The sequence below is a fragment of the Deinococcus planocerae genome (genome assembly GCF_002869765.1).
Taxonomy (GTDB): domain Bacteria; phylum Deinococcota; class Deinococci; order Deinococcales; family Deinococcaceae; genus Deinococcus; species Deinococcus planocerae.
Genome location: NZ_PNOR01000036.1, coordinates 1 through 26,145, shown reverse-complemented (window position 1 = coordinate 26,145; position 26,145 = coordinate 1). Strand labels below are relative to the sequence as shown.

Genomic DNA, 26,145 nt, shown 5'->3' with positions numbered 1-26,145 from the left:
GGCTCTCCCCGGACGCCTGGCGCGTCGGCACGTCTTCCCCACTCGCGTGGGGGTGAACCGTCACCTGGCACTCTAAGAACATGGCATTGGATGTCTTCCCCACTCGCGTGGGGGTGAACCGTGAGCGGCCTGGGGCCGTCCTCAATTTGTGTCGTCTTCCCCACTCGCGTGGGGGTGAACCGTCGGGGTCAGCGGCGAGGACGGCCTTGCCCGCGTCTTCCCCACTCGCGTGGGGGTGAACCGAGGAGCAGGTCCGGCAGTTTCTCGCCTGCCTCGTCTTCCCCACTCGCGTGGGGGTGAACCGGCTCATGCGTGGTGTAGAGCGTATGCGCCTCAGTCTTCCCCACTCGCGTGGGGGTGAACCGAAGGCGCGTTCCCGCAGGGGGGCGAACACGCCGTCTTCCCCACTCGCGTGGGGGTGAACCGAGCCTGAGCCGGACCCCGACAAGACGCCCGAGGTCTTCCCCACTCGCGTGGGGGTGAACCGGTCCCCAGGTCGGGGGCGGGCTCGGGGGTAACGTCTTCCCCACTCGCGTGGGGGTGAACCGGGTAGTCCTGGCCGAGCCCAGACGGTCAGGGTGTCTTCCCCACTCGCGTGGGGGTGAACCGCCAAGGGTGACGTGTTTGAGGGTGAGCCCCTGGTCTTGGGGTGATGCCAGTAGCGGCGCAAGAACAAACGCTAAGCCCTCGCCCATGCGGCTGATGGCCATCCATCTTTTTGTTCCACCACTGGCTCAAGCGGGACCGGGCCACGCTTCTGCGCATGTTTGGTCCCGCTCGTCTTCTTGCCGTCAGGTCGCCGGGAGGGGCCGCGGCGCCGAAGCAGCGGCCCGCTCGAAGCGCAGCCGGTTGAGCAGCAGGGCATTCACGGTCACGATGACGGTGCTCGCACTCATCAGCAAGGCGGCCCATTCCGGGCGCAGCAGGACGCCATAAGCCGGATACAGCACGCCCGCCGCAAAGGGGATGGCGAGGAGGTTATAGATCGCCGCCCAAAAGAGATTCTGCGTGATCTTGCCCTGCACCTGGCGGGCGAGGGCGATGCCAGTCGCCACACTCGCGGGGTCGCTCTTCACCAGCACCACGTCGGCGGTCTCCACGGCCACGTCTGTCCCCGCCCCAATCGCCACGCCGACCTCGGCCTGGGCCAGAGCAGGAGCGTCGTTCACCCCGTCGCCCACCATTGCCACCTTGCGACCCTGGCCCTGTAACTCCTGGACCTGGGCCGCCTTCTGCTCGGGCAGCACGTCCGCGATCACCGTGTCCATGCCGAGCTGCCGGGCTACGGCCTCCGCCGTGCGGCGGTTGTCTCCGGTGAGCATCACGGTCTGGACGCCCAGGCGGTGCAGTTCCGTCACCGCCACTTTCGCCGACGGTCTGATCCGGTCGGCCACCGCGACCACGCCCAAGAGTCGCCCGTCCGCCGCGACGTACATCGCCGTCTTGCCGTCCCCGGCCAGGCGCTCGACCCCGGCCTCGCTGCTGCCCAGCAGCACGCCCTTCTGCTCCATCAGCCTGCGGTTGCCGATCAGGACCCACCGCCCGTCCACCTGTGCTTGCACGCCGCGACCGGGGATGGAGTCGAAGTCCTGAGCCGGGCTCAGTGCCACGCCCCGCTCCTGTGCCCCTCGCACGATGGCTTCCGCGAGGGGGTGCTGGGAGGGCTGATCGGCAGAGGCGGCCAGGCGCAGCAGTTCCAGTTCGTCTCCGCCCGGTGCGGGCACGAGGTCGGTGAGGGCGGGCTTGCCCTCGGTCAGGGTGCCGGTCTTGTCGAAGATCACGGTGTCCACCCCGGCCGTGGCCTCCAGCGCGGTCGCGTTCTTGAACAGCACCCCCTCCCGCGCCCCCTTCCCGACACCGACCGTGATCGCCGTCGGGGTGGCGAGAGCAAGAGCGTCTGGGCAAGCGATCACGACAGTCGAGACGGCGGCAGTCAGCGCGAACACGACCCCAGCCCCCAGGAACAACCAGATCAGGAAGGCGATCAAGCCACTGCCCAGGGCGACGAACACCAGGGACTTGCCTGCCCGGTCCGCGAGGCGCTGGGCCGGGGCCTTGCTCGCCTGCGCGTTCTGCACCATCTGTACGATGCGGGAAAGGGCCGTATCTGCCCCCACCGCCGTTGCCCGGAAGTGAAAGGCGCCGTTCTGGTTCACGGTGCCGCCCGTCACCCGGTCTCCTCCCTTCTTGCTCACCGGCACCGGCTCGCCGGTGATCATGCTCTCGTCCACGTAGGACTGACCGCTCACCACCTCGCCGTCCACCGGCACCCGGTCCCCGGGGCGCACCAAGATCTCGTCCCCGACCACCACCTGCTCCAGCGGCACTTCGATCTCCTGGCCGCCCCACACGACCCGGGCTGTGGAAGGCGCCAACCTCAGCAGGGCCTCCACCGCCCTGCCCGTGGCGAAGCGCGAGCGCATCTCCAGCCAGTGTCCGGCAAGCGAGAACGTGGTGAGCATGGCGGCGGCCTCGAAGAACACCTCATCCGTCCGCAAGAAGATCGTCGCCCAGAGCGAGTACAAGTATGAGACCAGGATGCCGGTGGCGATCAGGGTCATCATGTTCGCCTCGCCGCGCTTCAGGGCCCGCCAGGCGGCGGAGATGAACGGCCAGCCGCCCCACCACACGACCGGGGTGGCGAGGATCAGCCCGAACCATGCCATGTCCAGGCCAAGTGGTGGAGCCAGGCGAAACCCCAGGCTCTCCCCGATGGGCGAGAACAGCACGATGGGCAGGGTGAGCAGCAGCGATACCACGAAGCGCCGCAGCATGCCCTGCACCATCTCGGCGCCGTGGCCCGCGTGCTCGTCGTGGCCCATCTCGGCGTGAGCGCTGTGATCCGTCTGGTGAGTTGTGGCGGTTTGGGGGTGATGCCCTGCGTGTGGATCGTGGACAGCGCCCATGTGTCCAGCGTGACTCGCTTGCCCCTGAGCCACCGGATTCCCGCCGTGGTGTTCGTGACCGACCTGGGGGTGGCCCGGCTGGGCGGTGGAGGGGCGCTCGTCTTCGCAGTCGCAGGCGTACCCGGCCGTGTGCAGACGCCTTTCCAACTCCTCCGACGTCACTCTCCCGGGGTCGTACCCCAGGTGCGCGACTCCCCGGGTGCGGTCAAGGTGGATGCTGGTGACGCCCGGCACCCGAGCCAGATTCCCCTCCAGGTCGGCGTACTCGCTGGCGTCGTGGCAATTCCTGAACGAGACCTCCAGGACGCTCCCGCCTGCGCGGTGCCCGTGGTGCCCTTCGTGGTGGTGTGTCATCGTGCCCCCTCTCGCCTTCCCCAGGCGTGTGGGGCCAACGTAGAGCCGATGTGTTCAGCTCCTGTAAAAGGAGTTAGGCGTGCGCTTTGCTGGCGAAGTCACCCAACGGGCAAGTCATCCGTTCGCTCTTTCCTGGTGAACGGCCACGGCCAGCACGACCAGGCCTATGCCCAGGACTTCAAGGAGGGTAGGAATCTGGCGAAGCACCACCGCGCCGATCAAGGCCGCCGAGGCGGGCAGGAGCGACAACAGTAGGGCAAACGTTGCGCGCGGCAGCCGGGCCATCGCCAGTTGATCGCAGATGTAGGGGATGACCGACGAACACACCCCGACCCCGATACCCGCCAGCAGCAGGGCCGGGGATGTGAGGGCGGGCCATGCCTCGCGGAGCCCGAGCGGCATGACGACCACGAGCGCCACCAGCATCGCGGCGGCCAGGCGGTCAATGCCCGCCCCGCCCCCGTCGCGCGCGAGGCGGTGGCCCAGCACTACGTACAGCATGAACAGCAGACCGTTGACGAAGGCGAGCGCGAAGCCCAGCGGTGATCCGCCCAGCCGCACCTGGGTCAGCAGGGCCACCCCCGCCACCGCCAGACCCAGCGCCCCCCAGTTCCGCCACGAGCGCAGCCCGAAGGCGGCGAGGGCGATGGAGAACACGTACTCGATGGCGCCGACGGTGCCCAGGGGAAGCCGGTCGATGGCGAGGTAAAAGCACGAATTCATCAGTCCCAGGACCACGCCCTGGGCGAGGATCAGGCGGCGCTCCCGCGGTTGAGCACGCGCGAAGGTCCGCCACGGCCGTCGCCACACGGCAAAGATCAGCGCGGCGCTGGCGATGCGCAGCCAGGCCACGCCCAGGACCTCCACCCGGGCGAACAGCAGGACAGCGAAGGCGGGTCCCAGGTAGTGGAAGACCGCACTGACGAGGAAGTAGGCGTGGGGCGGCACGCCACCCGCCAGGCGTGGGAGTTGAAGAGCGGTCTTCGCTTCAGCCATCGTTTCAGCCTAAAGTGCGAGTCCGGCGACGTATATCGACACTTTAAGGCGGGAGGCCCCAGATGCCTGAGGAAATGAAAGAAGAACCCGTTCTTACCTACGACCTCACGAGCCCGCTGCTGGACGAGGTGAACCCGCGCATTCTGGGCGTTCTCCAGGCCGATCCCAGGCTGACGATGGCGGAACTGGCACGCCGGGTCGGCATGTCCTCACCCGCGGTGACGGAGCGGGTGCGTCGGCTGGAGGAGGCGGAGGTGATTCGGGGCTACCGGCTGGACCTGGACCCGCGTGCGTTCGGTCTGCCCCTGAGTGCCTACGTGCGGGTCCGTCCGCACAGTGGGCGTCTGGCCCAGATTGTGGAGCTGGCCAGACGCATCCCGGAGGTGGTGGAGTGTCACCGCATCACGGGCGACGACTGCTTCATCCTGCGCGTTCACCTGCCGTCGATGGAACAGCTCGACCGACTGCTCGACCGCTTTCTGATCTATGGCAGCACGACGACTTCGATCGTTCAGTCGTCGCCTGTCCCCGCCCGGTTGCCGCCCCTCCCCCAGCCCAGCAAGCGGCAAGAGTAGGAGGTGGCGGAACCTCGCGTACCACGCACAAGCGCCCGAACATATCTGTCAGGGAGGTCAACCTGCTTCAGGGCAGGGCGCTGACCTTACGCGGCGGCGGAGATGGGGCCAGCCAGGACGGTCTCTGGGTCACGCCTTCGTGGGCATGTTGGCGGGCGGACGCTGGGGCCGGACGCCTGTGATCAGGGCCACGCTCACCAGGATTAGCCCGAACCCCACGAAGGTCCACACGCTGAGCGGTTCCCGTAGCAGCAGCACACCCCACAGGATGCCGAAGGCTGGGGAAAGGTACGTCACCATCGTCGCCTTGGTCGGCCCCACCCGCTGAATCAGGCCGAAGTACAGCAGGTACGCGACGGCTGTGGACAGCAGGGCCAGCGCCAGCACCGAGGCGATCACCACGCCCGACGGGGCCTGATCCGGCCAGGTGAACGGCACCGCGGGCAGCAACACCCCAGCCGCAAGGAGCTGGCTGTACAGCGCCAGCGCGAGGGGGGGCGTCCCCCTCATGTTCTTCCGCGTGTACACGGCGGCCACCCCGTAGGACAGCGCGCCCAGCAGCGAGGCCCCTATCGAGAGCCACACCACCGGGGTGAGCGCCATCGGCCCCAGACCGACCAGGACGGCGACGCCCAGCAGGCCGAGCAGCAGCCCTGCCCCTTTGCCCCACGTCAGCCGCTCTCCGAGCCAGAGCGCCGCGGCGAGAACCCCGAACAGGGGCGTGGTGGCATTGAGCGTGGCTGCCAGCGAGGCGGTGATGTGCAACTCCGCCGTGGCAATCAGCACGAAGGGCAGCGCCGAATTGATGACCCCGATCACCAGAAAATGTTTCCAGCGCGAACGAAACCCAGGGAGTGCCCTGGTCGCCAGCGCGAAGGCAAGGAGAGCCAGCCCGGCGATCAGAACGCGCAGTTCGATCAGCAGCACAGGACCGAGGGCGGGTGCGGCGATCCGCATGAACAGGAACGAGCCGCCCCACAGGGCGGACAGGACGAGCAGCGCGGTCAGGTCTCTGGGTGTCATGGCGTTCTCCTGCTCCCCATGCTGCCCGGGCGTGTCCCCCCGCGGCTATCCGATTCTTGCGCTCAAACTCCGGTGGGCAGGCTGTAGGTGAACCAGGCGGTGCGTGTCGTGCCCAGCCCGTCATACAGCCGCTGCGCCGTCTCGTTCGCCTGCTCGGTCTGCCAACGCAGAGTCGCGTACCTGGCCTCCGCCGCGTGCTGCCGGGCCCGCTCGATCAGCGCCCGGCCTGTCCCCGCGCCCCGGGCTTTAGGGATGACGAAGAGGTCATTGAGCAGGCAGGAGGGCTGCGCGCTCACCGAGGACAGGGGGAAGTACAGGGTGGCGAAACCGAGCGGCCCCTGATTCCCCAGGGCGAGGTACTGGACCCCCAGGTCCAGCGTGGCGAGCAGCCGCGCCAGGAAAGCCCGGTTGCGCGCCTCGTCGGGTTGGGCGCGGTAGAAGCGCTGGTAGGCCGCGAACAGGGGCAGCAGGAGGTCGAGGTGCGAAGGGTCGGCGGTCTGAATCTGCATGGCAGCTCCAAGATGGGGATGAGCCTGCGTCTGGGTGAGATTCGGAGGGGTTTCCGGTCCTCCGGCTCCAGAAGCTCCGGCTAATCGGTGGCGAACGCCCTTTCCTGCTGGAGCAGCGCCCGCTTGCGCTCGATGCCCCAGCGATAGCCCGCCAGCGCGCCGCCTGTTCGCACTACACGGTGACACGGCACGACCAGGGCGACAGGGTTGGTCGCGCAGGCCCGCGCCACCGACCGCACGGCAGTCGGCGCCCCGATCATCTCGGCGACCTGGGCATAGGAACGGGTCTCGCCGGGGGGAATGCGGCGCAGCGCCTCCCAGACGCGGCGCTGGAACTCCGTCCCGGGAAGGTCGGTGGGCAGGGCGGGCGCCGCGCGCCCGGCGAGTTGGGCGCGCAGCGCCTCCAGATAGGGCGCGAGACCCGGGGCATCCTCGACGAGTTCAGCCCGTGGATACTCGGCGCGCAGTTCCCTCATCAGGGCCTCGTCCTCCCCGAAGCGCACAGCACAGAGGCCACGCGCGGTAGCGGCGACGAGCATCCGGCCCAGGGGACTGTCGGTAAGGGTATAGCCGATGGTCTGGTGGGCGCCGCCGCGCCGGTAGGCCGTCGGGGTCATCCCAAGCTGATCGGTGTCGCGGTCGTACAGGGTGCGGGAGGAGGTGTGCCCGGCCTCGTACAGGGCGGGGGTCACGCGCGCCCCGTCCCGCAACTCGCCCTTGAGGCGTTCCGTGCGGGCCCGCAGGGCGTACTGCTTGGGACTCAGGCCGGTGGCGCGCTTGAAGACCCGTTGCAGGTGGAAGGGGCTTAACCCTACAGCCGCGGCCAACTCACCCAGGCTGGGGGTGGGGGACACCGTGTCGAGCAGGTGTTGCACTCGCGCGACGAGTTGCTCATGGACGCTGACCTCATCGGGTTGACAGCGGAGACAGGGCCGGTAGCCGTCGGCGCGGGCCTGTGCAGGCGTGTCGTAAAAGGTGACGTTCTCGCGCCGGGCGTGGCGGGAGGGACAACTGGGGCGGCAGTAGATATGGGTGGTGCGAACCGCGTACCAGAACGTCCCGTCCGCACGGGGGTCACGGGCGAGGACCGCGAGCCACCGAGGATCGGCAGACGTGGACTCGGGCAGGAGGATGGACACCAAGGGGGACACCTCGCTTCTGGGGTTGCTCGTCACCACGCTACCCAAGCCGGAAGGCGAGGACTATCCGTTTCTTGCGCTCAAATTTGCGCGTGGTGCCTGTGATGTGTCTCCCCTCCTGCGAGCACCACTCCCCGGCGCCTCTCACCCCAGCACGACCCACGACCCCGCCCGCAAAATGCGGCCAGAACATCTCGTGTCATTTCGGGCGCTTCCACCGGGACGTGCTGGCCGGCTCCCCGTACGACGTGGTGGACCTGATGCGCGCCGCGTCACCTGGACAGATCGCGCCCGGGACGCCGATGGCTTGCGGGCGGCCGACGAATGCTTCGCCCTGGCGGTGACGGAGACGACCCGCGCGTTGCTGCCCGACGTGACCGCGCGCCTGCACGCGGCCTTTCCCGAGGAGCTGGCCCTGCCCCGCACGCACCTGCACGGCGACTTTCGCCTGTGCAATGTTCTGCACATGGGGGATGAGGGGACGGGCCTGCTCGACGTGGACCAAGCCACCTGGGGCGAGCGCCTGACTGACGTGTGTTCCGGCCTGGTGAGCGCGCTCACCCACCCCGGAGGGCGGGGCGTTCCTGACCCTCGCCGACCTGCGGCGGTTCTTACGGACGTACGACGACGCAATGCCCTTCAAGGGTCATCCTGACTTTACACAAGCTGAACACGGCGCTGCCTACGCTGGTGGGGTGACGGTGGGTCCGCCGTTACCCCACTTCGGCCACCACGCCCCTTCTTCCCAGGAGAATGACCATGCCGCAGAACACCGCCCGGATGCTCCAAACCCACCCCAACCCCGCCAGCGTCTTTGATCAGGGGGCACTGGCCGAGTGCATCGACGCCTGCTCCGAGTGCGAGGGCGTCTGTACCTCATGCGCCGACGCCTGCCTTGGCGAGCAGGGGCATTTGATGCACCTCGTCCACTGCATTCGTCTGAACCTCGACTGTGCCGATGTGTGCGGGACCACGGGCCGGATCCTCTCCCGCCTCACCCAGCCGGACCAGAACGTGCTGCGCGCCCAGCTTCAGGCCTGCCTTGCCGCCTGCCAGGCCTGCGGGAACGAGTGCGAGATGCACGCCCGTGACATGAACATGCAGCACTGCGCGGTGTGCGCCGAATCCTGCCGCCGCTGTGAGCAGGCCTGCCAGCACCTCCTGGGGAGCATGAGCGCCTGAAGTGGTTGACGCCCGGTCAAGGAGTGCCAGCGACATGGCGAGGTTTGACCACGTGGGCGGCGAGCAAGGTAAAGGTGAAGGTGCTGCCCTCTGAACTGGAGGTGACCGTCAGCGTGCCGCCCATGCGCTCGACCAGCCCTCTGGCGATGGTCAGGCCGACGCCGCTTCCCTCCCCCCGGGTGCGGGCCGGGTCCACCCGGTAGAACCGCTCGAAGATGCGGTCCAGGTGCTCCCCGGGGATACCGCTCCCGGTGTCGCGCACCCCGAAGGTGACAAGACCGTTTTCCGCACGGGCGGTCAGCGTGACCTGTCCGCCGCCTGGGGTGTGCCGCAGGGCGTTCGAGAGCAGGTTCGCCAGGACCTGCGAGGCCCGCTCGAAGTCCGCCGTGACGTTTGGAAGGGGTTCGTCCGGCAGCACGGCCAGGCGGACGCCCCGGTCTTGGGCGGCGCCCTCGAAGCGTTCCAGGGCGGACTTCAGCAGGTCCGCTGGGTGGAAGTCCGTGGGGTGCAATTCGACCGCCCCCGCCTCCACCCGGGACACCAGGCTGAGGTCCCGCACCAGCCGCTCCATCGCCGCCGTCTCCCGCACGATGGCATCCGAAGCCACCTCGGGGCCCAGCACCCGGTCTCTCAAGGCCTCGGCGTACCCGCGTAGAGCAGCCAGAGGTGTGCGTAGTTCGTGCGCGACATTCGAGATGAGTTCTATTCGGCCCTGTTCGACCCGTTCCAGCGCCCCGGCCATGCGGTTGTAGTGCCGGGCGAGGTCGGTCAGTTCGTCGTTTCCTTGCTCGGGAAGACGCCGCCGATACTCGCCCGCCGCGATGGCGTGGCTCCCGTCACGCAACAGGGTCACGCTGTGGACGACCCGCCGTGCGGAGAGCAGGGCGGTGAGGGCGGCCACCAGCAGCGCGAGCGGGAGGGACACCAACAGGGCCGAATTGAGGGTGCGCCGCATCCCCCGTTCCAGGTCGGGGCGCAGACTCGCCCCGTCCGGGCCGATCAGCCGCACCATCTGCTCGACGTGGTGACGCACGAAGGCGGGGGCCAGCAGTTCGGTCAGGACCAGCATGGCCACGACGGCGATCAGGATGACCAGCAGGTGCGAGAGGAACAGGCGGGGGTAGAGCTTCACGGGACCTCCTCAAGCATCGGTCCTGAAACGGTAGCCGACCCCTCGCACCGTCTCGATGAAGCGGGGTCGGTCGGCGTCGTCGCCGAGCTTCTTGCGCAGACCGGTGACGTGCACATCCACCACCCGTTCGGTGCCGGGGAAGTCCTGACCCCACACTCGCTCCAGCAACCGTTCCCGGGTCCACGCCAGGCCGGGATGGGAGGCGAGCGCGGCCAGCAGGTCGTACTCCAGTTTGGAAAGGTCCAGGGGCTGACCGTTCAGGCTGGCGCTCCGCGCCCGCAGGTCGAGGTGGAGGCCCCCGCTCGTGACGGTCTCGCGCACCCCCACCCGGCGCAACAGGGCCCGGACCCGCGCCACGACCTCCCGAGGGCTGAAGGGCTTGACCACGTAGTCGTCGAGGCCGAGGTCCAGGCCGCGCAGCTTGTCCTCTTCTTCCCCTCGGGCGGTGAGCATCAGGATGGGCAGGTCGAGGCGGGCCGCCCGGGCTTCCCGTGCCAACTCTAAGCCGGAGACGCCGGGCAGCATCCAGTCAAGGATGGCGAGGTCGGCACGGGGAAGCAGGGCGCGGGCTTGAATCCCGTCGGCCGCTTCCAGAACGGTATGCCCTTCCGCGGCGAGGTAAGCGCGCAGGATTTCGAGAATGGCGGGGTCGTCGTCCACGATCAGGACGTGGGGCATGGGGTCTCCAGGGCAAACAATGGCCCCACCGAAGAGGTGGGGCAGGCTGTTCCAGCCGTTCAGCGCAGCAGGTAGGCCTTGAAGTCGTAGATTTCCCCGGCCTGGGCACGGGTGATGTCTCGCGCCAGCTTCAGGACGCTGAGGTTCTGCGACTTCTGGAGGGCGAGGTTCGCCATGTCGATGGCGTCCGCGTGGTGTAGGGTCATGCCCTGCACGTAGGCGCGCTCCTTGTTGCTGGCGCTTCTAACGCTGCCCACCATATCGCCCGTCATGGCCTTCATCATGCCCACCATCTTGCTGTCCACGCCACCGTAGCTCTTCAGCAGGGTGTTCATCTGGGCGATCTCGCGGTTCTGGTCTTTGATGATGGCCGTTGCCCAGGCCTTGACCTTGGGGTCCCTGGTGCCGAGGACAGCCTGGCTCATGGCGACGGCGGCCTGGTGATGCGGGATCATCATGGAGAGAAAGGCGCGGTCGAAGGCTTTGCCGGTGAGGGCGCTCAGGTCCATCGACTGGCTCATGCCGGTCGTAGGCGTGGTCATGTTCATCGTGCTGTGATCCATCTGGGCGAGGGCTGGGGCGGGCAGGGCCAGCAGGATCAGGAAGGTTCTATGCATACGCGCAGGCTAGGGGGGCGCTGTTAAGCTCGTGTCAAGCGGCAGAGGGGGAGCGGTGGGTGCCGTCGCCCTTGCTCGCGCTGGGGAGTTCGCGGCTCTACCTGGGCTCGGCCCAGCAAGGAACGATCTGTAGGAGGCTGAGCGTTCATTTCCGCGCCCCTGCTGGTGTGACCCCAGGAACAAGCGGGGTAGGATCTCCAAGATCGGCAACCCTCGTTTGCGGCGGATCGTCTACCTGGCAGCGGTGGCGGCCACGCGTACCTAGAGCAAGAAAAAGCTCTTCTACCAGCGGTTCCGCGACCAGGGAAAGCCCGGCAAGGTGGCGGTGACGGCCCTGGCCCGGAAGCTGTTGTGCGTGGGTTTTGCGATGGTGCAATCAGGACGACCCTACGATCCGAAGTATGCGCGACTCGAAAAACAGACTGCTTGACCGCGGCCTGCAAAGACAATATCTGGTAGGACTCGTCAATCTTGTCGTAGCCCCCACTCGCGTGGGGGTGAACCGCACGAGCAGGAGAGCGTCCAGGTTCACATCCGTCTTCCCCACTCGCGTGGGGGTAGGGGGTAAGGCACGAATTCGGGAGTGTCTATCGGCAACGTTTTTCTCCATCTGGATGCATGTCTGCCGAGCGCAACCGATGCTGATTGTGCTCAGGCACCCGTGAGACGGAGGGCAGCGCCAGCGAAGGGCTATGAGAGATGACCTGGCTAAAGTGGTCCCAAGACTGGGCATCTCACCAGTTCACGGCAGCACACTCCGACACCGCCGCAACAGTCCTCTACGCCTAAAGGAGGTTTAGACAGCAGACTACTCGAACCACTCTCCAGGGCAGGGTAGGGAAAGAAGGGTCACCGAGAGCGCAGATTTCGGCAGCAAGGGCGGCCCGCCCCCCAATCCTTCAAAAGGTCGTCACGAGCGTTGTGGTCACACCCACCTGCCACGGTCGGAACTGACAAATAAATACATGGACATCACACCCCGCCCCCTCCGTCCCCACCCAAACCCCCACAACCCATCAGAACGGGGCAGAAGCCCACGCCGAGGCGGAAGTGGAAGGCCCTGGGGATCACCGCAGGTTTTTATTAATTGGATGAGACTGCTCAGCAGAACTCGGTGCTAGTAGGGGCTGAGACAAGATGCAGAAATTTTAGTACGCTAACGAAAGAGCCCGTCCCAGACAGGCTTTATTCGCGTAATGCTCGGTACGCGCCCTCGACGGGCACCCCTTCACGCGTTGTAGCCCCAAGTACCCGAAAACGTCCGTTTAGACCCTTGCCTTTGTTGACCCATCGTGCTGGGCCAGCGCGGAGCAACCCCGCCACTGCTCGGGCCCGGAGTCATGGGGAGAAGCGCACCCACAAGGAGATCGGGAAGGTGCTGCACGGTTATGCCAACTGAATCAGCCGGATGTGCCGCCAACCGGCACGCTGTAAGCTGAACTTTAAGAGACCGTAAAGCCCGCTCTTCCCCTCGACAGTTTGCCTGTCATTGTGAGGCCGACTGCCCAGCGTCAGTCGCGCTCCTCGCCCTCTTCCGCTCCCAGGAGGCACCATGAAACGTTCCCTCACCCTGGCTCTCCTCATCCCGACGGCGGCGCTTGGCGCCTATCTCGCCAGCACCGCCCTCGCCGGGGGGGCCGAGCCGACCGCCAAGGCGACCGCCACCCTTCAGGCGGGCGGCACCGTCACCACCACGGGCCTGCGCCTCACGGGCCAGAACGTCACCCTCCCGGCGAGGTGCGCGGGGCTTCCTACCCAGACCGCCCAGGTGGTGTGCGCAGCCAACACCTTCCTCGGCACGCTCAGCGCGGCGCAACGGGCCAAGGTCCTCCTGCCCGCGACGGAGGCGAACGCGATCAAGTGGTCGAACCTGCCCGTCGCCATCGTGCCCCGCAACGGCGTCGCGCTCGGGGACCTGAGCAGCACCCAGCGGGACGCCGCCCTCGCCGTCGTGCGGGCCGCGACGGGCTCGGCGGCGGACGAAGGCTACAGCGAGGCGTTGCAGCTTCGCCTCGCCGACGACGTGCTCAATATCTCGGGCAACACGAACGGCGTCGGGGGTGGGGGAACCCCGCCCGCCGGAGCCACCGGGACGGCCCCCGCAGGCGGGCCGCCGTCGGGAACGCCCCCGGCGGGGGCACCGAACGGGACACCGCCCGCCGGTGGATTCCCGGCGGGTGGCCTGACCGGGAACGACTACGGCAACGGCCTGTACTCCCTCGCCTTCCTGGGCACACCCAGCACCACGGGCACGTGGCAACTCCAGTTCGGCGGCCACCACCTCGCGTTCAACATTACCTACAAGGCCGGGCAGGTCGCGGGCGCGACCCCGAAGTTCACGGGTGTGGAACCCAAGGTCTGGACGGCGAACGGCAAGACCTACGCGCCGATGAAGGGCGAACACGACACGATGGCCGCCATGCTCGCGGGGCTCAGCGCCCAGCAGCTCGCCGCCGCCAAGCTCTCCCAGACCTTCAGCGACGTGCTGCTGGGGCCGAATCAGGACGGGAAGTTCCCGGAGACGAAGGTGGGCGTGCGGGTCGGCACCTTGAGCGCCGCGCAGAAGGCCCGCGTGCTCGCCGCGATCCGGCCCTGGGTGCGGGACGCCGACGACGCCACCGCCGCCCGGCTCCTGGCCGTGTACGAGAAGGAACTGGACCAGACGTACATCTCTTACTCCGGCAACCCCACGCTGACGAAGAACGCCGACTACGCGCGCATCGACGGGCCGAGCGTGTGGATCGAGTTCGCGTGCCAGAACGGCGTCGTGTACCGCTCGCAGATTCACTACCACACCATCTGGCGCGACCATACCCGCGACTACGGCGGCGAGTACACGTTCTGAACTTCCCCTCCTCTGCAAGAAGTGCTGTATGAAGAAAGCTCTGTTTGCCGTTCCCCTCAGTCTCGCCCTGCTGCTTGCCGGATGCGGCACCACCGACACCGGGACGGGGGGTGGCACGGACACCGGGACGGGCGGCGACCCGATCAGCACCGGCACGACGGCCGAGGTGGTCACCGCCGCCAACGCCTTCCTCGCCACCCTCAGCACCAGCCAGCAGGCGAGCGTCGTGCTGACCCGCACCCAGGCCGAGGCCATCCAGTGGTCGAACCTGCCCTGTGGGTCGAACTGCCGCAACGGCATCCAGTTCAGCACCCTGAGCGCGACCCAGCTCGCCGCCGCGCAAGCGGTCGTGAAGGCCGCGATGGGCACCACCACGAACGAGGGCTACGACGAGGCCATGCAGATTCGCGCCGCCGACGACGTGCTGGGATCGGCGGGCAACAGCGGCGGTGGGCCGGGCGGCGGCGGGTACAGTTCCGGAACCTACTTCCTCGCCTTCCTGAACACGCCCAGCACGACGGGGCAGTGGCAGCTTCAGTTCGGCGGCCACCACCTCGCCGTCAACATCACCTACAACGCCGGGGCCGTGACGGGCGCAACGCCCATGTTCGAGGGCGTGGAGCCCAAGTGCTGGTCGGTCACGGGGACCACGACCACGGCCAACAACTGCACGGCCCCGGGGACCAGCGGCAGCACCACGACCTACGCGCCGCTGTACCAGGAGCAGACCGCGATGGCCGCCATGCTCGCGGGCCTCAGTTCCACGCAGCTCGCCAGCGCCAAGCTCTCGCAGACCTTTAGTGACGTGCTCCTGGGGCCGGGGGAGGACGGCCAGTTCCCGGCCACCAAGCAAGGGCTCGCGGTCAGCACCCTCAGCACGACGCAGAAAGCGCTCGTGCTCGCCGCCATGAAGCCCTGGGTGCAGGACGTGGACGACACCACCGCCGCCGCGCTCCTGAAGATCTACGAGAACGAACTGGACAGCACGTACATCGCCTTCTCGGGCAACTCGACACTCACCAACAACACCGATTACGTGCGCATCGACGGGCCGAGCGCGTGGATCGAGTTCGTGTGTCAGACCGGCGTGGTGTACCGCGACCAGATTCACTACCACTCGGTCTGGCGCGACCACACCCGCGATTACGGCGCCAGCTACTCCTTCTGAACCCGACGTGACCAGGTGGGGAAGACGGCTGTGTCAAGCTGTCTTCCCGTTTCTCTGGTTTCTCCTGACCCCGAGGTATCCCCTTGACCCTGCCCCGATCCTCCCTGCTGACCTGGCTGCTCGCGTTGGTCTTCGCCCTGCTCCCAGAGCAGGCGGCGGCACATCCCATGCCGACCACGACCATGCAGCTTGACCTGCACACGAGTTCTGTCACAGCGGAACTGGCTCTGCCCCTGAACGAACTGCAACTGGCGACCCGCTGGAACTTGCTCGGCAACTCGGCGGCCCTGGAGCAGTACGGTCCTCAGCTCCGGGCATACCTCCTGAAGCACCTCGCCGCCGCCACGCCCTCTGGGCAGGCGTGGACGGTCAGCGTGGGAACGCCGACGCTGACCCAGGCCGAGCAGACCATGACCGGCCCCTACCAGGAGTTCGTGGTGCCCGTGCGACTCACGCCGCCCGCCGGAGCGAGCACCCGCACCTTCACCCTGAAGTACGACGCCATCGTGCATCAGGTCGTCACCCACAGCATCCTGGTCTCGATCCGGCAGGACTGGGAACAGGGCCTGCACGGCGAGCACCCGGTCCAGGTCGGCGTGATCCGCACCGACACGCGCACAGGCACAGTGCCTCCCCTTGAGGTGAACCAGGCGGGCGGCAGCGCGTGGCAAGGCTTCGTGGGCATCTTCCGGCTAGGCATGACCCATATCGCCGAAGGAACCGATCACCTCCTGTTCCTGCTGACCCTGCTGCTCCCCGCCCCGCTCCTCGCCGTGATGAATCGCCGTCCGCACTGGGGGCCCTTTGGCGGGACCCGGCGCTCGCTGCTGAACATCGTCAAGATCACCACGGCCTTCACGGTCGGCCACTCCCTGACCCTGCTGCTGGGGACCCTGCGGGTGGTGAACGTGCCGGATCAGCCCATCGAGGCCCTGATCGCCGTGTCGATCCTGGTGTCGGCGGTCCACGCCCTGCGCCCGATCTTCCCCGGGCGAGAGATGGTCGTGGCCGGGGGCTTCGGGTTGATCCACGGGTTGGCCTTCTCGTACACGCTGGCGGAGCTGAACCTCAGCCCGTGGCAGACGGCGCTGAGCCTGCTGGGCTTCAACCTGGGGATCGAGGCGATGCAACTGCTGGTGATCGCGGTGACGATGCCCTGGCTGATCCTGCTGGCGCAAACGAGGCTGTATCCCCCGGTACGCGTGGTCGGGGCGTCACTCGCCGTCCTGGCGTCGCTGGGCTGGCTGGGCGACCGGGTGGGGCTGGCGAACCCCCTGGGAACCCTCGCCGACAGCCTCGGGACCGTCGGCCCCTGGGCCCTGCTGGGGCTGGCAGCCCTGGCCGCGCTGGGGTTCGCCTTCCAGAAACTGCGGAACACCGAAGCACCCTCAGCTTGACCGCCTCAACAGGGTTGATGATGGACGGAGGACGCCCAAGAGGGCGTTCTCCTCCCTTTCAAGTTTGTGTCTTTCCATGCGAGGCTGAAGAGTTCGCTCAAGAGCGATACTCCGAAGAAGTTGGGCCTACGCTGAGGGATGCAGCGAGGAGAATCACAGCGGTCACCGGAAGAGTTGAAGGTTGAGAACCTGCTGAAACCAGCCCTGGGCGTCGGAGAGGGTCACCGCGTCTAAGGCGTGGCGGAGCGCGTCAAGAACGCCCTCCCGAGTCCTGGCGGCAAGGGCACGCAGGGCGGCCTTGAGTTTGGAGAACATGAACTCAATGGGGTTCAGGTCGGGCGAGTAGGGCGGGAGGTAGACCAACAAGGCTCCTGTGGCCTCGACCAACTCACGGACTTTGGGGCGCAGGTGCGCCCCAAGGTTGTCCAACACGACGACCTGCCCAGGGCGCAGCACGGGGACGAGCACCTCGCGCACGTACGTGATAACCACGCTGCCGTTGACACCGCCCTCGACCACCAGCGGGGCGGTCGAACCTGCGAGTGTCAGCGCACAGAGCAAGGTCAGATTCTTGCCTCGGTTCCGAGGAACGATGTCGATGGCCCGTTGCCCTCGGGGGCAACGGGCATGAGTGCGGGTCATGTTGGTTTGAAATCCGCTCTCGTCCAGGTACAGCAGGTCACTCGGCACGACATGGGCCAGGTCGGCGACGAACTGGGCTCGCCACGCCTCATCCCGCTCAGCGGCGGCCAATGTCTTTTTTTCTCGTCAGTCGTAAGGTCTTGAAGCGGCGGACCAGCGTGCTGGCCGACGCTACCTTGTGGTGCTCACGCCATAACGCCGCATGTTCGGCCAACGTGAGGTCCGGGTGTTGCTGAAGTTGTGCCCGCAGCGCCTCGTGTTCCTCGGGTGGAATCACACTCACCGACCGTCCGGGACGGGGCCGAGGGCGTAGCCCCCGGCCCTCTCGATCCAGCCGCACATATCGCTCCACGCTTGCCACGCTCACCGTGAAGTGCTGCGCAGCCTGCTGTTGTCTCATTCCTTGTTGCACCGCACGCACGATCCGTTCCCGCAAGTCCAGGCTGTACGCTCGCCCTCGCATACCACACCCTACTCCCTCAACTGATCCGGCCACCGCTGTCAGAGGGAAAAGAGGCTGAACTTCGCGGTCAAATCGAGAACGCGAACTCCCTGCGCGAGGTGGTGCGGGAGACCGTCAAGCTGTGGCGCAAACACCATCTGACCTATGACCAGACCAAACACGTGGTCCAGGACGTGCGGCGCGAACTCGGGCTTTCTGCTCCCAGGGAGCGGAGGCGGACGGTGGACCGCCTTGACCGGCAGGAGATCGAGCGGTTGATCGAGACCGCGTACCGCCGGGCCAGTAGCTCGGGCCTGATGGTCAAGACATTGTTCTACACCGGGGCTCGGGTCTCCGAGTTCGTCAACTTGCGGGTGGAGGACCTGCACCTGGCGCTGGACCCACCCCAGGTGTACATCGCGCACGCGAAGGGGGGCAGCGACGGGTACGTGCCGATCCTGCCTGCCCTGGCGCAGAAGTTGCGAACCCATCTGGCTGGGCGCCGCACCGGCTATGTGTTCGAGAGCAACCGGCATGATCGCTACACGCCACGAGCTGTTCAACTGATGGTGCGCGACGTGGCCCACCGGGCAGGCATCGAGAAGCGGGTCACGCCTCACCGCTTGCGCGCAAGCGTCGCTACCTTGCTGCTGGACGCCGGAATGCCGCTCGATCAGGTGCAGAAGTTTCTACGCCACAAGCGCATTGCCACCACCCAGATCTACGCCGAGACCAGCGCGCGCAACATGGGCGAGAGCTACCTCCGGGCCCTGGGCGGTCACCCCTAGCTAAAAAAGAGCGGCCCAGCCGCTCTTTTTTGTTAGCGTACTAAAATTTCTGCATCTTGTCTCAGCCCCTAGTAGGACGCGTCGGGTGAACCCATCACGAGCTGTGTAAGGTGATCTCCCGGTATCGCTACGTCAGCGGTGTCAGAGGGCGGTGCCTCAGGAAGGTGCGGGAGTCACGCGAATCCTGCCCACCAGTCCTCCTCGGCCCTCAGGCGGCCAGGTCAGACGACACGGCGTGGCGGACGTGGGGAAGTCGAACTGTCCTTCTGAGAAAGCATGTGCCTCCGTCTCTCAGGGCAAGGCCCACGCGGGACACCTGAGCACGGCACAGAGGAGTCCTCCGCATGACACTGGCCTCGTCGTTGCGCCCCAGTGCGATCCCGTCAACAGCCAGGCCAGGCAGGCGTTCTTCCAACCTCCCTGAAGGTGGGACACTTTTGGGGGAGGGCCGCGCCAGGGTGTTGAGAAATCCCGTTCCAGTCGGGAAAACTCACGCCCAGACAGGCCAGATCCACCTGGGATACTTCCGGGGGAAAAGCCCCCCTCGACTGGGATACCTTTGGGGGAAGGAGGGAGCGCCAAGCTGGGACACCTTTGGGGGAAGCGAATTTTCCCCGTCTCAGACACGTTTAGCATCCTCCTATTCAAAACCCGGGAGGTGAGACACCTTCGGGGGAAAGAGGGCTTCCTTCTGGGATACCTTTGGGGGAAATGACCGGGCTCCTGGGATACCTTGGGGGGGAAATGGCGTGAAAACAGCGTCCAGGACGCCGGGAGGGCCCTTCCCTGTTGTTGTTTTCTTTTATCTTTAAAGAAGTAAAAAACAACATGAACAGAAAACGCCTCAGGCCCACGACCCCCCAGATCGAGCGAAACCTCGACCGGCTCGGCCTGTTCAGCATTCAGGCCCGCCTGGGTGAGTCGTCGAGCTGGCAGTCCGCGTTCGTGATCGGGGGCCGCGCCGTCCGGGTGCAGGGGGATTCCAGCCGGGGCCGCCCGCATGGGGCCGACGCGGACCTGGTGCTGGGGTTGCAGCAACTGTTTCTCCAGCAGGGGGCCCCCGAGGACAACTGGGTGCACACCAGCGCGAATGCCCTGCGCGAGGCCTCGCTGATGACTAAGAATGGCCGGGCCTTCCACCGGATGCGCGAGGGCCTGCTGCGCATCTGGTCCACCGGCTTCATCGTCAGCGAGGGCTGGCGACGGCCCGACGGCAGTGCCGTGCGTTTCAACGACGCCTTTCGGGTGGTCGACCAGATTCGCTTTTGGGACCAGGAGAGCGTCAGCGACCCACCGGAGCTGGTGCCAGACAGCACCCTCAGCGTGCGGCTGGGCACACCCGTTGCCGAGAGCCTGCGGGCCGGATTCATGCACCCCCTGAACCGCACGGTGCTCGAGCGTCTGGAGCAACCTCCCTCGCGCGCCCTCTACCGGTTGTCGGAGGCGCACCGGTACGACGACGAGGGCAGCATCCGGTCGTCTCTCACCGTCAACCTGATGGACTGGCGGGCTGCCTGCGGGATCAGCAGTACCGACACCGACAAGATTCGCCGGGCCCTGGAGCCCGCCCACGAGGAGTTGATCGCCAACAACTACCTGAGTGACCTCCGGATGACGGGGCGCGGGCAGGCGACAGTGCTGGAATACCTGTACGTGACGAAGGCGGATCCCGACCCCGGGCTGGTCCGGCTGCTGCGCGAGCAGGGCGTGGGGGGGCCCCGGGCGGTGCAGCTCGCCCGTGACCACGCCGACCGCATCCACGAGGCCGTGGAGTTCCTGCGCTATCGCCGACTGGCGGGGGGCACTCCGATTCGCAATCCGGGGGGTCTCCTGGCCGACTTCCTGGTGAACCGGGCGAAGTACGAGTTCGAGCCCAGCAGCCCGACCGATCCCGGGATTCAGGCGGCGCACGCTTCCGCGGTTCTGGAGCGGCAGCAGCAGGCCGAGCGCGAGGCCGAACGGGCGGTCGCGGCCCAGCGCGAGGCGACCTCCCGGCTGCCCCCCGCCGAGCAGTGGCGGGAGGAACGCGGCGCCCTGCTGCTGATGCTCCGCCGGGTGTTGAGTGCCGAGGACCTCGCGCGGCTGGAGGCGCAGGCGGTCGCGGGGACCCTTCTGGCGACGGACCTCTCCCGCCGGGCGACGGCAGCGCGGGCCCGGGGCGAGTGGAACGAATTTGTCGAGGCGCTGCGTAGGCGATTGCGTTCCGGCGACGAACGCTGAGCCTGAAAAACCGCCGGTGGTCCCCTCCCCCCCTTCAGGTCGACCAGACCGGAGATAACTTCAGCCCACCGGTCCTGGAGCGTCCGCTAGGTTCGGTGGGATGCGTTCTGCCCTCGTCCTCCTGACCGCGCTTCTCCTTCCCGTCTCGTCCGCTGCTCCTGTCACCGTCGTTCCGCCGGGCCAGGTCGGGGGGGCACCTCACTCCGCCTGGGGGGTGGCGTGGTGGGTGTGGGCCCTGACGGCGCCGGAAGAGGCGGGTCATCAGCGCGCAGCGACCGCAGGGACCGATGATGCCGGGGGTCCGTGACTACGTGGCGCAGAACAGCGGGCAGCACGTCATCCACACGGGTGGACCTCGCGCCTCATACCTTCAGCTTCCCGTCAAAACCAGGTAAAGGGCCGCCCGCCTGCGCTGGTTGAGGGAAACAATGCGTCACAAAGCCGCATGATGGCGTGGCCTGTGGGGAGTGCCCCACAGGCCACGCGAGCGGTGTCTTCGAGAATCTCGCCGAGGGGTTCAGGACGCAGGCTCATGGCCCAGTGTGCATCCCTGAACTCGCTACCAGTATCGGATCTTGTCCGCTCCCCAAGTAGGGAGTCCTGCGAGGAGATCGCCTACACGAAAAAAGGCCTTGTCTCGCCATTTCTAGGTGGGATCAGAACACCCTCACCACCCGATCAGGTCATTTTTCAGATCGTCAACAGGGAGGGCCGCATAACCACGCCGGGTGGTGTCCACGCTCTCATGCCCGAGGTGGGCCGCGACCCGTCCGAAGTCCTTGACCTGCCCCAGCAGCCGGGTGCCCGCGTATTTGCGCCCCGGGTGAAAGCCCCGGAACCTCACCCCCGCTGCCCGGAACGCCTTGCCCAGGTGGTAGCGCGCCGTCTCCGTGTCCGAGAAGCGGAACACCCGGTCCGGGCCCGTGGTGCGGTTGCCGTCCAGATGTTCCCTGCCGCCAGGCCCGTACTCCGCCCGGTAGTCCCGTGCCGCCCGTGCCAGAGAGGTGCTCAGCGCCACCACCCGCTGCCTGCGGCCCTTGCCCAGGGTGACGTGCAGGCGCCGGGCGCTCTCGTCCAACTCCTCCCACCTCAAGGCCAGCGCTTCGCTGATTCGTAGGCCGCCGTGAGCACAGAGCAGCAGCAGGAAGCGGGCCTGGGTATCGGCCACTCGCAGCACGTCGTGCATCTCGTCCTCGGAATAGGGTGGCCGCTTCACGATGCCCGGCGTCTTGTCCTGAGGCACCCGCACGTCCTGAAAGGGAGTCACGTCGCAGGCCCCCGCCCAGCGCAAGGCCCGGTAGAGGGCGGCGGCGGCGGCCACCCGTTGCGAGACCCCGGCGGGCGCCCGTCCGGCCGCGAGCAACCCGTTCACGTAACTCTGCCCGTCGTGGCGCCCGGGACGCAGGAGGTTGACCGCCTGCCCGTTCGCCCAAGCCAGGAACTGCCGGACCCCGCGTTGGTAGGCCACCACCGTGTGTTGGCTGGTCAGCACCCCCGACCCACCGGCGTGTGCCAGGTACGCGGTCGTCAGACGGACCAGGGCCGCCACGTCCCTCTCCCCTGCCGCCCGGACCGCCCGCCGCCGGAGTTCCTCGTCATGCAGGCCCGTCCACTCCCGACTTAAGGCCAGGAGGTCCCCCCGGTAGACGGCCAGCTTCCCCACAGAGTCAACGTCAGGCATAAGTCGCCTTATACCTGATGATTTGACCAGGGAGCGGTGGTGGTTGAGGGAAGCGGAAGCCGAGCGGGCGAGACGGCTTAGCTGTTTCGCCCCAGGTGTTGGGTACACAACCGTGCTAACCCGCAATCCCGCATGCGGGATTGCGGGTTCCTGGCGACATTACTGCGGGTTGGACGGGTCGTCGAGGCGATACCGGGTGCCCCGTCCCTGTCCTTCGCGGCGCAACAGCCTGGCGTCGAGCAGCGCCCTGAGGTCTTGTGAGGCGGTGCGGTCACTCGCGCCCGTCAGGGTGCGGTACTCGGTATTCGTGATGCTCCCCCGCTCCCGAACGTAGGCGAGGGCCTGAAGCTGCCGGGCGTTGAGGCCCTGCTGACCCTGCGCCGGAGCATGCCGAAAGGTCACGCGCACCCCACCGCTGTCCTCCGCGAAGACCGGCTCGGGCAACCCCCGCTCCCGGCAGGCGCGGACCATCCGGGTGGTTCCCGTGCCCCAGCGTTCGACGAGGTCCATCAGGTAGAACGCCTCGGCGACGTGCGGGTTGCGCAATCGGGACGGGTGGCGCTCATCCCGCAGGGTCTCGATGGTGAGGCCCGCGGGCAGGCCGCCTGGGCTCCACACGTCGAGTTCGTTCTCGAACACCCGCACTTGAATGCGGTCGGAGCGCGTGTATTCCCGGTGAATCAGGGCGTTGACGAGCGCCTCGCGCAACGCCTCCAGCGGGTACGGCCACTGCTCGGCGCGTTGCAGGCGCTCCAGCAGGCTCAGCGACGGATCACCCTCGATGGCGGCCCGGTCGCCGACCTGGTAGCCCACACCGAGATAGGAGCGCAGCGTGTCGAGCGTGTCTTGCAGTTGCTGGAGCACGGTGCCCTCCAGCGTGCGGTCATTCAACAGACGTCCTTCCTTGAAGTGTGCGACCTGCACCACCGCTCCGCTGGCTACGTCCTGTGGGCGGCGCCCGAACAGCAGGTAGGCCGCGCGGTTCGGGCGGTCCTCGCGCACGAGGCGCAGGTGCTCCAGCACCTCCCGCGGAGAGTCGTCGGGGGAGGCGTGGGGCAGGCGCCGCCGGGCGAGCCGCAGGAACGCGCTCACGGCGCTGGGCTGCAACTCTGGATGCTCCCGGCCGGGGGGAAACGTCGTCGGGCCGGGCAGGGCGTCCCACGACTGGCCGCTGAGGTCGAGGGCGCGCCGGGCCACCTCGTCGGGCGTCATGTCGCGGTTGGTGCTGCCTACCCGGGTGAGGTAGCGGCCCCGGTAAGCCACCAGGGTCGGCGCGGGCCGGACGGCGAGCGTGACGACGCGGCGGCCCTCCGGTGTGGGTACCCGCCGCACCTCAGGCGTGAGGCGAAGTTGGTCGACGACTTCCGCGAGCAGGGCGCGCAGCTCTCCGTCGCTCGGGTCGAAGCCGAACACCGTCTCCCCATCGTCGTCCACCCCGATCACCAGGGTGCCGCCGTGAGTATTGGCAAAGGCGGCCAGGTCTTCGAGCCCTTTCATGCGCCCCGACCACTCGCGCTTCATTTCCAGCGTGTCGCTTTCTTCGAGGGGGGTGACTAGCACGTGTGGAGGCCTCCGCAACCAGCTACCAGGTCTCCCCTCCCCCGGGAGCGGTGTGCGCGACGGTGCCCGGCACCTCCCGGCGCGGCGTTTGGCCGTACATACGCCTGAGCCTCCCTCCACCTATCCATATAGATGTTCATACGTCTGCTTTCTTGCTCCAGGCCCTCAGCAGGTCGTTCACCACGTCGCTCATGTCTTTTTTGTCTGCCACGGCCTTGCCGCGGTTGGTGGACAGGAGCTTGGTCTGCACCGCGTGATACACGTCCGAGTGCAGCAGAATGGTCGTTTTCTGGTACTCGCCCGAAGAACTCTTGCCCCGTGCCCTCCCCTGCCGCGCCGAGACTGGGGCCGGGGGCGGGGTAGCAGAGACTAGAGCCTCCGCTTCAGGCTCCTCGTTTGTGCGGTCCCGGTGCAGGTCTGCAAGTCCAGAGAATTTGCTCTTGGTCATGCGTCCACCACCTTCATCAGCTCGTCGCCGACGTGTTCGTAGTCCATCCATCCGAGTCGCCCACCCTTGCTGCGCACGTCGCGCACGAGGACGCCCGCAGCGCTCGCGTTGGTGAAGGCGGACGTGCGCCGGACCTCCGCCCGGAACATCGGGAGGCCCACTTCCTTCAGCAGGGCACGCGCCGCCTCGCCGTCCGTGGCAGGCCGGGGCGGCACGAGCGTGAGCAGCACCCGGTAGTTGTGACCGTCCGCGCCGATGCTCTGAAGGCCCTTGGTGGTTTGCAGCATCGCGTCGAGGCTCATCGCCTCGGGATTGGTGGGCAACACCAGCAGATCACAGCCGCCCGCGAGGTCGCGCAGCTCGTCGCTGGAGGGCCGTGCGGCCGTGTCGATCACGATGTGCTCGAACTGCCGGGCGAAGCGCGCGAGCTGTTGCTCGGGCACCACCTTGAAGGGCAGGACGTCTCCCCCGTTGCGGCTCCACAGGGTGGCGCTGCGGTTGAGGTCACCGTCGACGAGCAGCGTCGGTCCCCGGTGGTTGAGATACGCCGCAAGATGAACCGCAGTGGTGGTCTTACCCACCCCGCCCTTGTAGCCAGCGACCGTCACGATCATGCCGTCATCCTACCAGACGTCCAGAAGGTTGGGCGTTTGAATGCCTGAACTGCCAAGCGTGTGGGGGTGTAGAAGTGCAAGAGTCTGGGTGGATAGACATACCACCTCTCAAAAGTCGAGAATGATGGCTATTCATATGGATAAAAACACAGATGGATGAACATGTGGATATTCAACACGGCAGAGGGCTGGACCCTTGTAGGGCTGTTGTTCCGGGAGTCCGTATCCATGCGGACCTGTGGCCTCAGGGGACCCGCTCCCACTTCGCGCCAAGTTCTGTAGCGGAGGCACGTGGAGTGGGAGGACGAGACCTGCTGCTGGCAGAGCCAATTCTGCCCCCCGTGTATCTCGTGAAGCCCCACCAGAGGTGGAGCCTTCAGGTCGGCGTCCCGCCGCGTCCGAATGGCCCGCGCGTCTTCACTACCCGCAAGCGGTCCTCATCCGGAACTCCGCACGGCCCTGCCTGCGCTCCGCGTTTGGGTTCGGCACCCGTCTCAGGCCGGGGGAGGGGAGAGGACGCCAATGGCGTTCGGAGACTTGCTCCAAACTGGGTTAGACAAGAGACCAAGTGGTCATTTCCTTTCAATGGTTTTTCCGGGTCGCGGTCGTATGCTGGCTTGCAGATGACTCAGACTCCGAAATCACGTCGTTTTCGCAACAGCCTCCTCTTCACGCTCGGGGCGTTCCTGGTCAACGCCCTCTCCGCCATGCTGACCGGTCATCCTTTCGGTGTGCGGAAGCCAAACGACCAACAGGAATCCAGTAAAGCGCGATAACTCTATTCATCTGGTAAGGCCAATTCCCAGCAGGGGCGGCCACGGGAGGCCCGTCCTCGCCTCCTCCCTCCCCCGGTGATCGGCGCTGGAAAAGCACCGGCCCCGCTCCCGTGGTCGGTCGGATGCTGTGGCGGGCACAAGGATGGGTCGAACTAACACGTGGTCTGGCGGTTGTTGCTTTCCTGGACGCCTTTACGCCGCAATTTCTGGAGGGCGGATAGCACAGCCTCGCGGTTCGAGGCGGATGTAAGCCAGCGAGGCAACCGGCTGGCAAGGCTGTTGTTCTGCCAGGATCGGAGATCGGTGTGGAGGTGAGTGCGCTGCCTTAGAGGCTGGATAGAAGGCAATCCAAGTTGAAGGCGCGGACTCTGGGGCTAGCAGAATGAGGAATGGTCCGGCAAGGCTATCCGAGTGACGTGGACGACGAGACGTACCATTTCCTGCTGCCCTATC

General features: G+C 66.9%; 22 protein-coding genes, 1 pseudogene and 1 CRISPR repeat array (1 of these 24 only partly in view). Of the genes and pseudogenes, 9 read left to right on the top strand and 14 right to left on the bottom strand.

Going from position 1 to position 26,145, the window contains the following annotated elements; all coding sequences use genetic code 11:
• A CRISPR array of direct repeats spans positions 1–609; the repeat unit is 29 nt; unit sequence GTCTTCCCCACTCGCGTGGGGGTGAACCG (it extends 3,382 nt beyond the left edge of the window).
• A gap of 182 nt (positions 610–791) precedes the next feature.
• A complete protein-coding gene (locus A7B18_RS17315) occupies positions 792–3,260 on the bottom strand; it encodes a heavy metal translocating P-type ATPase (RefSeq protein WP_102127947.1) in 2,469 nt (822 codons plus the stop codon).
• Between the two features lie 114 nt (positions 3,261–3,374).
• The gene (locus A7B18_RS17310; protein ID WP_102127946.1) at positions 3,375–4,256 is read right to left on the bottom strand and encodes an EamA family transporter; all 882 of its coding nucleotides are present in this window, start codon (positions 4,254–4,256) and stop codon (positions 3,375–3,377) included.
• A gap of 62 nt (positions 4,257–4,318) precedes the next feature.
• Here A7B18_RS17310 and A7B18_RS17305 point away from each other — a divergent pair, with 62 nt between their 5' ends.
• The gene (locus A7B18_RS17305) at positions 4,319–4,831 is read left to right on the top strand and encodes an Lrp/AsnC family transcriptional regulator (RefSeq protein WP_102127945.1); all 513 of its coding nucleotides are present in this window, start codon (positions 4,319–4,321) and stop codon (positions 4,829–4,831) included.
• Positions 4,832–4,960: 129 nt separating this feature from the next.
• Here the strand turns inward: A7B18_RS17305 and A7B18_RS17300 are convergent, their stop codons facing one another.
• From A7B18_RS17300 to ada, 3 genes are all read right to left on the bottom strand, one after another.
• Positions 4,961–5,854, bottom strand: coding sequence for a DMT family transporter (locus A7B18_RS17300; RefSeq protein WP_102127944.1), 894 nt, complete (start codon positions 5,852–5,854; stop codon positions 4,961–4,963).
• A 62-nt stretch (positions 5,855–5,916) separates the two neighbouring features.
• Positions 5,917–6,363 (bottom strand): GNAT family N-acetyltransferase, encoded by a 447-nt coding sequence (locus tag A7B18_RS17295; RefSeq protein WP_102127943.1) that lies wholly within the window; start codon positions 6,361–6,363, stop codon positions 5,917–5,919.
• An 80-nt stretch (positions 6,364–6,443) separates the two neighbouring features.
• On the bottom strand, positions 6,444–7,502 hold the full coding sequence (gene ada / locus A7B18_RS17290) for a bifunctional DNA-binding transcriptional regulator/O6-methylguanine-DNA methyltransferase Ada (protein ID WP_102127965.1): 1,059 nt from the start codon (positions 7,500–7,502) through the stop codon (positions 6,444–6,446).
• On the opposite strand from ada, the gene A7B18_RS22990 reads away from it, so the two are divergent.
• Together A7B18_RS22990 and A7B18_RS17280 are read left to right on the top strand one after the other, a co-directional pair.
• Positions 7,495–8,157 (top strand): phosphotransferase, encoded by a 663-nt coding sequence (locus A7B18_RS22990; protein ID WP_102127942.1) that lies wholly within the window; start codon positions 7,495–7,497, stop codon positions 8,155–8,157. The genes ada and A7B18_RS22990 overlap by 8 nt on opposite strands.
• 104 nt (positions 8,158–8,261) lie before the next feature.
• Positions 8,262–8,684: a four-helix bundle copper-binding protein gene (locus A7B18_RS17280; RefSeq protein WP_102127941.1), complete on the top strand. Its 423-nt coding sequence runs from the start codon at positions 8,262–8,264 to the stop codon at positions 8,682–8,684.
• Positions 8,685–8,700: 16 nt separating this feature from the next.
• Here the strand turns inward: A7B18_RS17280 and A7B18_RS17275 are convergent, their stop codons facing one another.
• The 3 genes from A7B18_RS17275 to A7B18_RS17265 are packed head-to-tail and all read right to left on the bottom strand — an operon-like array spanning position 8,701 to position 11,111.
• Entirely contained in the window at positions 8,701–9,816 is a 1,116-nt protein-coding gene (locus A7B18_RS17275) for a sensor histidine kinase (RefSeq protein WP_102127940.1), read from the bottom strand.
• Between the two features lie 9 nt (positions 9,817–9,825).
• Positions 9,826–10,494, bottom strand: a complete 669-nt coding sequence (locus A7B18_RS17270; protein WP_102127939.1) for a response regulator transcription factor — start codon at positions 10,492–10,494, stop codon at positions 9,826–9,828.
• Between the two features lie 59 nt (positions 10,495–10,553).
• Positions 10,554–11,111 carry a DUF305 domain-containing protein gene (locus A7B18_RS17265; protein ID WP_102127938.1) on the bottom strand — a complete coding sequence of 186 codons (558 nt, stop codon included), beginning with the start codon at positions 11,109–11,111 and terminating at the stop codon, positions 10,554–10,556.
• Between the two features lie 190 nt (positions 11,112–11,301).
• Here A7B18_RS17265 and A7B18_RS23135 point away from each other — a divergent pair.
• The 4 genes and pseudogenes from A7B18_RS23135 to A7B18_RS17245 form a co-directional block, all read left to right on the top strand.
• Positions 11,302–11,376, top strand: a pseudogene (locus tag A7B18_RS23135) (transposase); the annotation flags it as partial.
• Between the two features lie 1,287 nt (positions 11,377–12,663).
• Entirely contained in the window at positions 12,664–13,956 is a 1,293-nt protein-coding gene (locus A7B18_RS17255) for a DUF3500 domain-containing protein (protein WP_146009572.1), read from the top strand.
• A 28-nt stretch (positions 13,957–13,984) separates the two neighbouring features.
• Positions 13,985–15,124: a DUF3500 domain-containing protein gene (locus A7B18_RS17250; RefSeq protein WP_180970213.1), complete on the top strand. Its 1,140-nt coding sequence runs from the start codon at positions 13,985–13,987 to the stop codon at positions 15,122–15,124.
• An 83-nt stretch (positions 15,125–15,207) separates the two neighbouring features.
• Entirely contained in the window at positions 15,208–16,521 is a 1,314-nt protein-coding gene (locus A7B18_RS17245; RefSeq protein ID WP_219722151.1) for a HupE/UreJ family protein, read from the top strand.
• A 162-nt stretch (positions 16,522–16,683) separates the two neighbouring features.
• Here the strand turns inward: A7B18_RS17245 and A7B18_RS17240 are convergent, their stop codons facing one another.
• Both A7B18_RS17240 and A7B18_RS23130 read right to left on the bottom strand, forming a co-directional pair.
• A complete protein-coding gene (locus tag A7B18_RS17240) occupies positions 16,684–17,274 on the bottom strand; it encodes an IS630 family transposase (protein WP_102127937.1) in 591 nt (196 codons plus the stop codon).
• Positions 17,261–17,626, bottom strand: coding sequence for a helix-turn-helix domain-containing protein (locus tag A7B18_RS23130; RefSeq protein ID WP_102127936.1), 366 nt, complete (start codon positions 17,624–17,626; stop codon positions 17,261–17,263). Before A7B18_RS23130 ends, A7B18_RS17240 begins: the two co-directional genes overlap by 14 nt.
• A gap of 98 nt (positions 17,627–17,724) precedes the next feature.
• On the opposite strand from A7B18_RS23130, the gene A7B18_RS17230 reads away from it, so the two are divergent.
• Positions 17,725–18,393 carry a tyrosine-type recombinase/integrase gene (locus A7B18_RS17230; protein WP_245872941.1) on the top strand — a complete coding sequence of 223 codons (669 nt, stop codon included), beginning with the start codon at positions 17,725–17,727 and terminating at the stop codon, positions 18,391–18,393.
• 828 nt (positions 18,394–19,221) lie between these two features.
• Entirely contained in the window at positions 19,222–20,613 is a 1,392-nt protein-coding gene (locus A7B18_RS17225) for a replication initiator protein A (RefSeq protein WP_102127934.1), read from the top strand.
• Positions 20,614–21,280: 667 nt separating this feature from the next.
• On the opposite strand, the gene A7B18_RS17220 is transcribed toward A7B18_RS17225, so the two are convergent.
• The 4 genes from A7B18_RS17220 to A7B18_RS17210 all read right to left on the bottom strand — a co-directional run bounded on the left by A7B18_RS17220 (position 21,281) and on the right by A7B18_RS17210 (position 24,916).
• Positions 21,281–22,294 (bottom strand): tyrosine-type recombinase/integrase, encoded by a 1,014-nt coding sequence (locus tag A7B18_RS17220; RefSeq protein ID WP_102127933.1) that lies wholly within the window; start codon positions 22,292–22,294, stop codon positions 21,281–21,283.
• A 159-nt stretch (positions 22,295–22,453) separates the two neighbouring features.
• Positions 22,454–23,854 (bottom strand): ATP-binding protein, encoded by a 1,401-nt coding sequence (locus A7B18_RS17215; RefSeq protein WP_219722150.1) that lies wholly within the window; start codon positions 23,852–23,854, stop codon positions 22,454–22,456.
• 136 nt (positions 23,855–23,990) lie between these two features.
• Positions 23,991–24,302, bottom strand: coding sequence for a hypothetical protein (locus tag A7B18_RS21560; RefSeq protein WP_146009571.1), 312 nt, complete (start codon positions 24,300–24,302; stop codon positions 23,991–23,993).
• Complete coding sequence (locus tag A7B18_RS17210) at positions 24,299–24,916, bottom strand: ParA family protein (protein WP_102127932.1); 618 nt, start codon at positions 24,914–24,916, stop codon at positions 24,299–24,301. Before A7B18_RS17210 ends, A7B18_RS21560 begins: the two co-directional genes overlap by 4 nt.
• Positions 24,917–26,145: the final 1,229 nt, after the last annotated feature.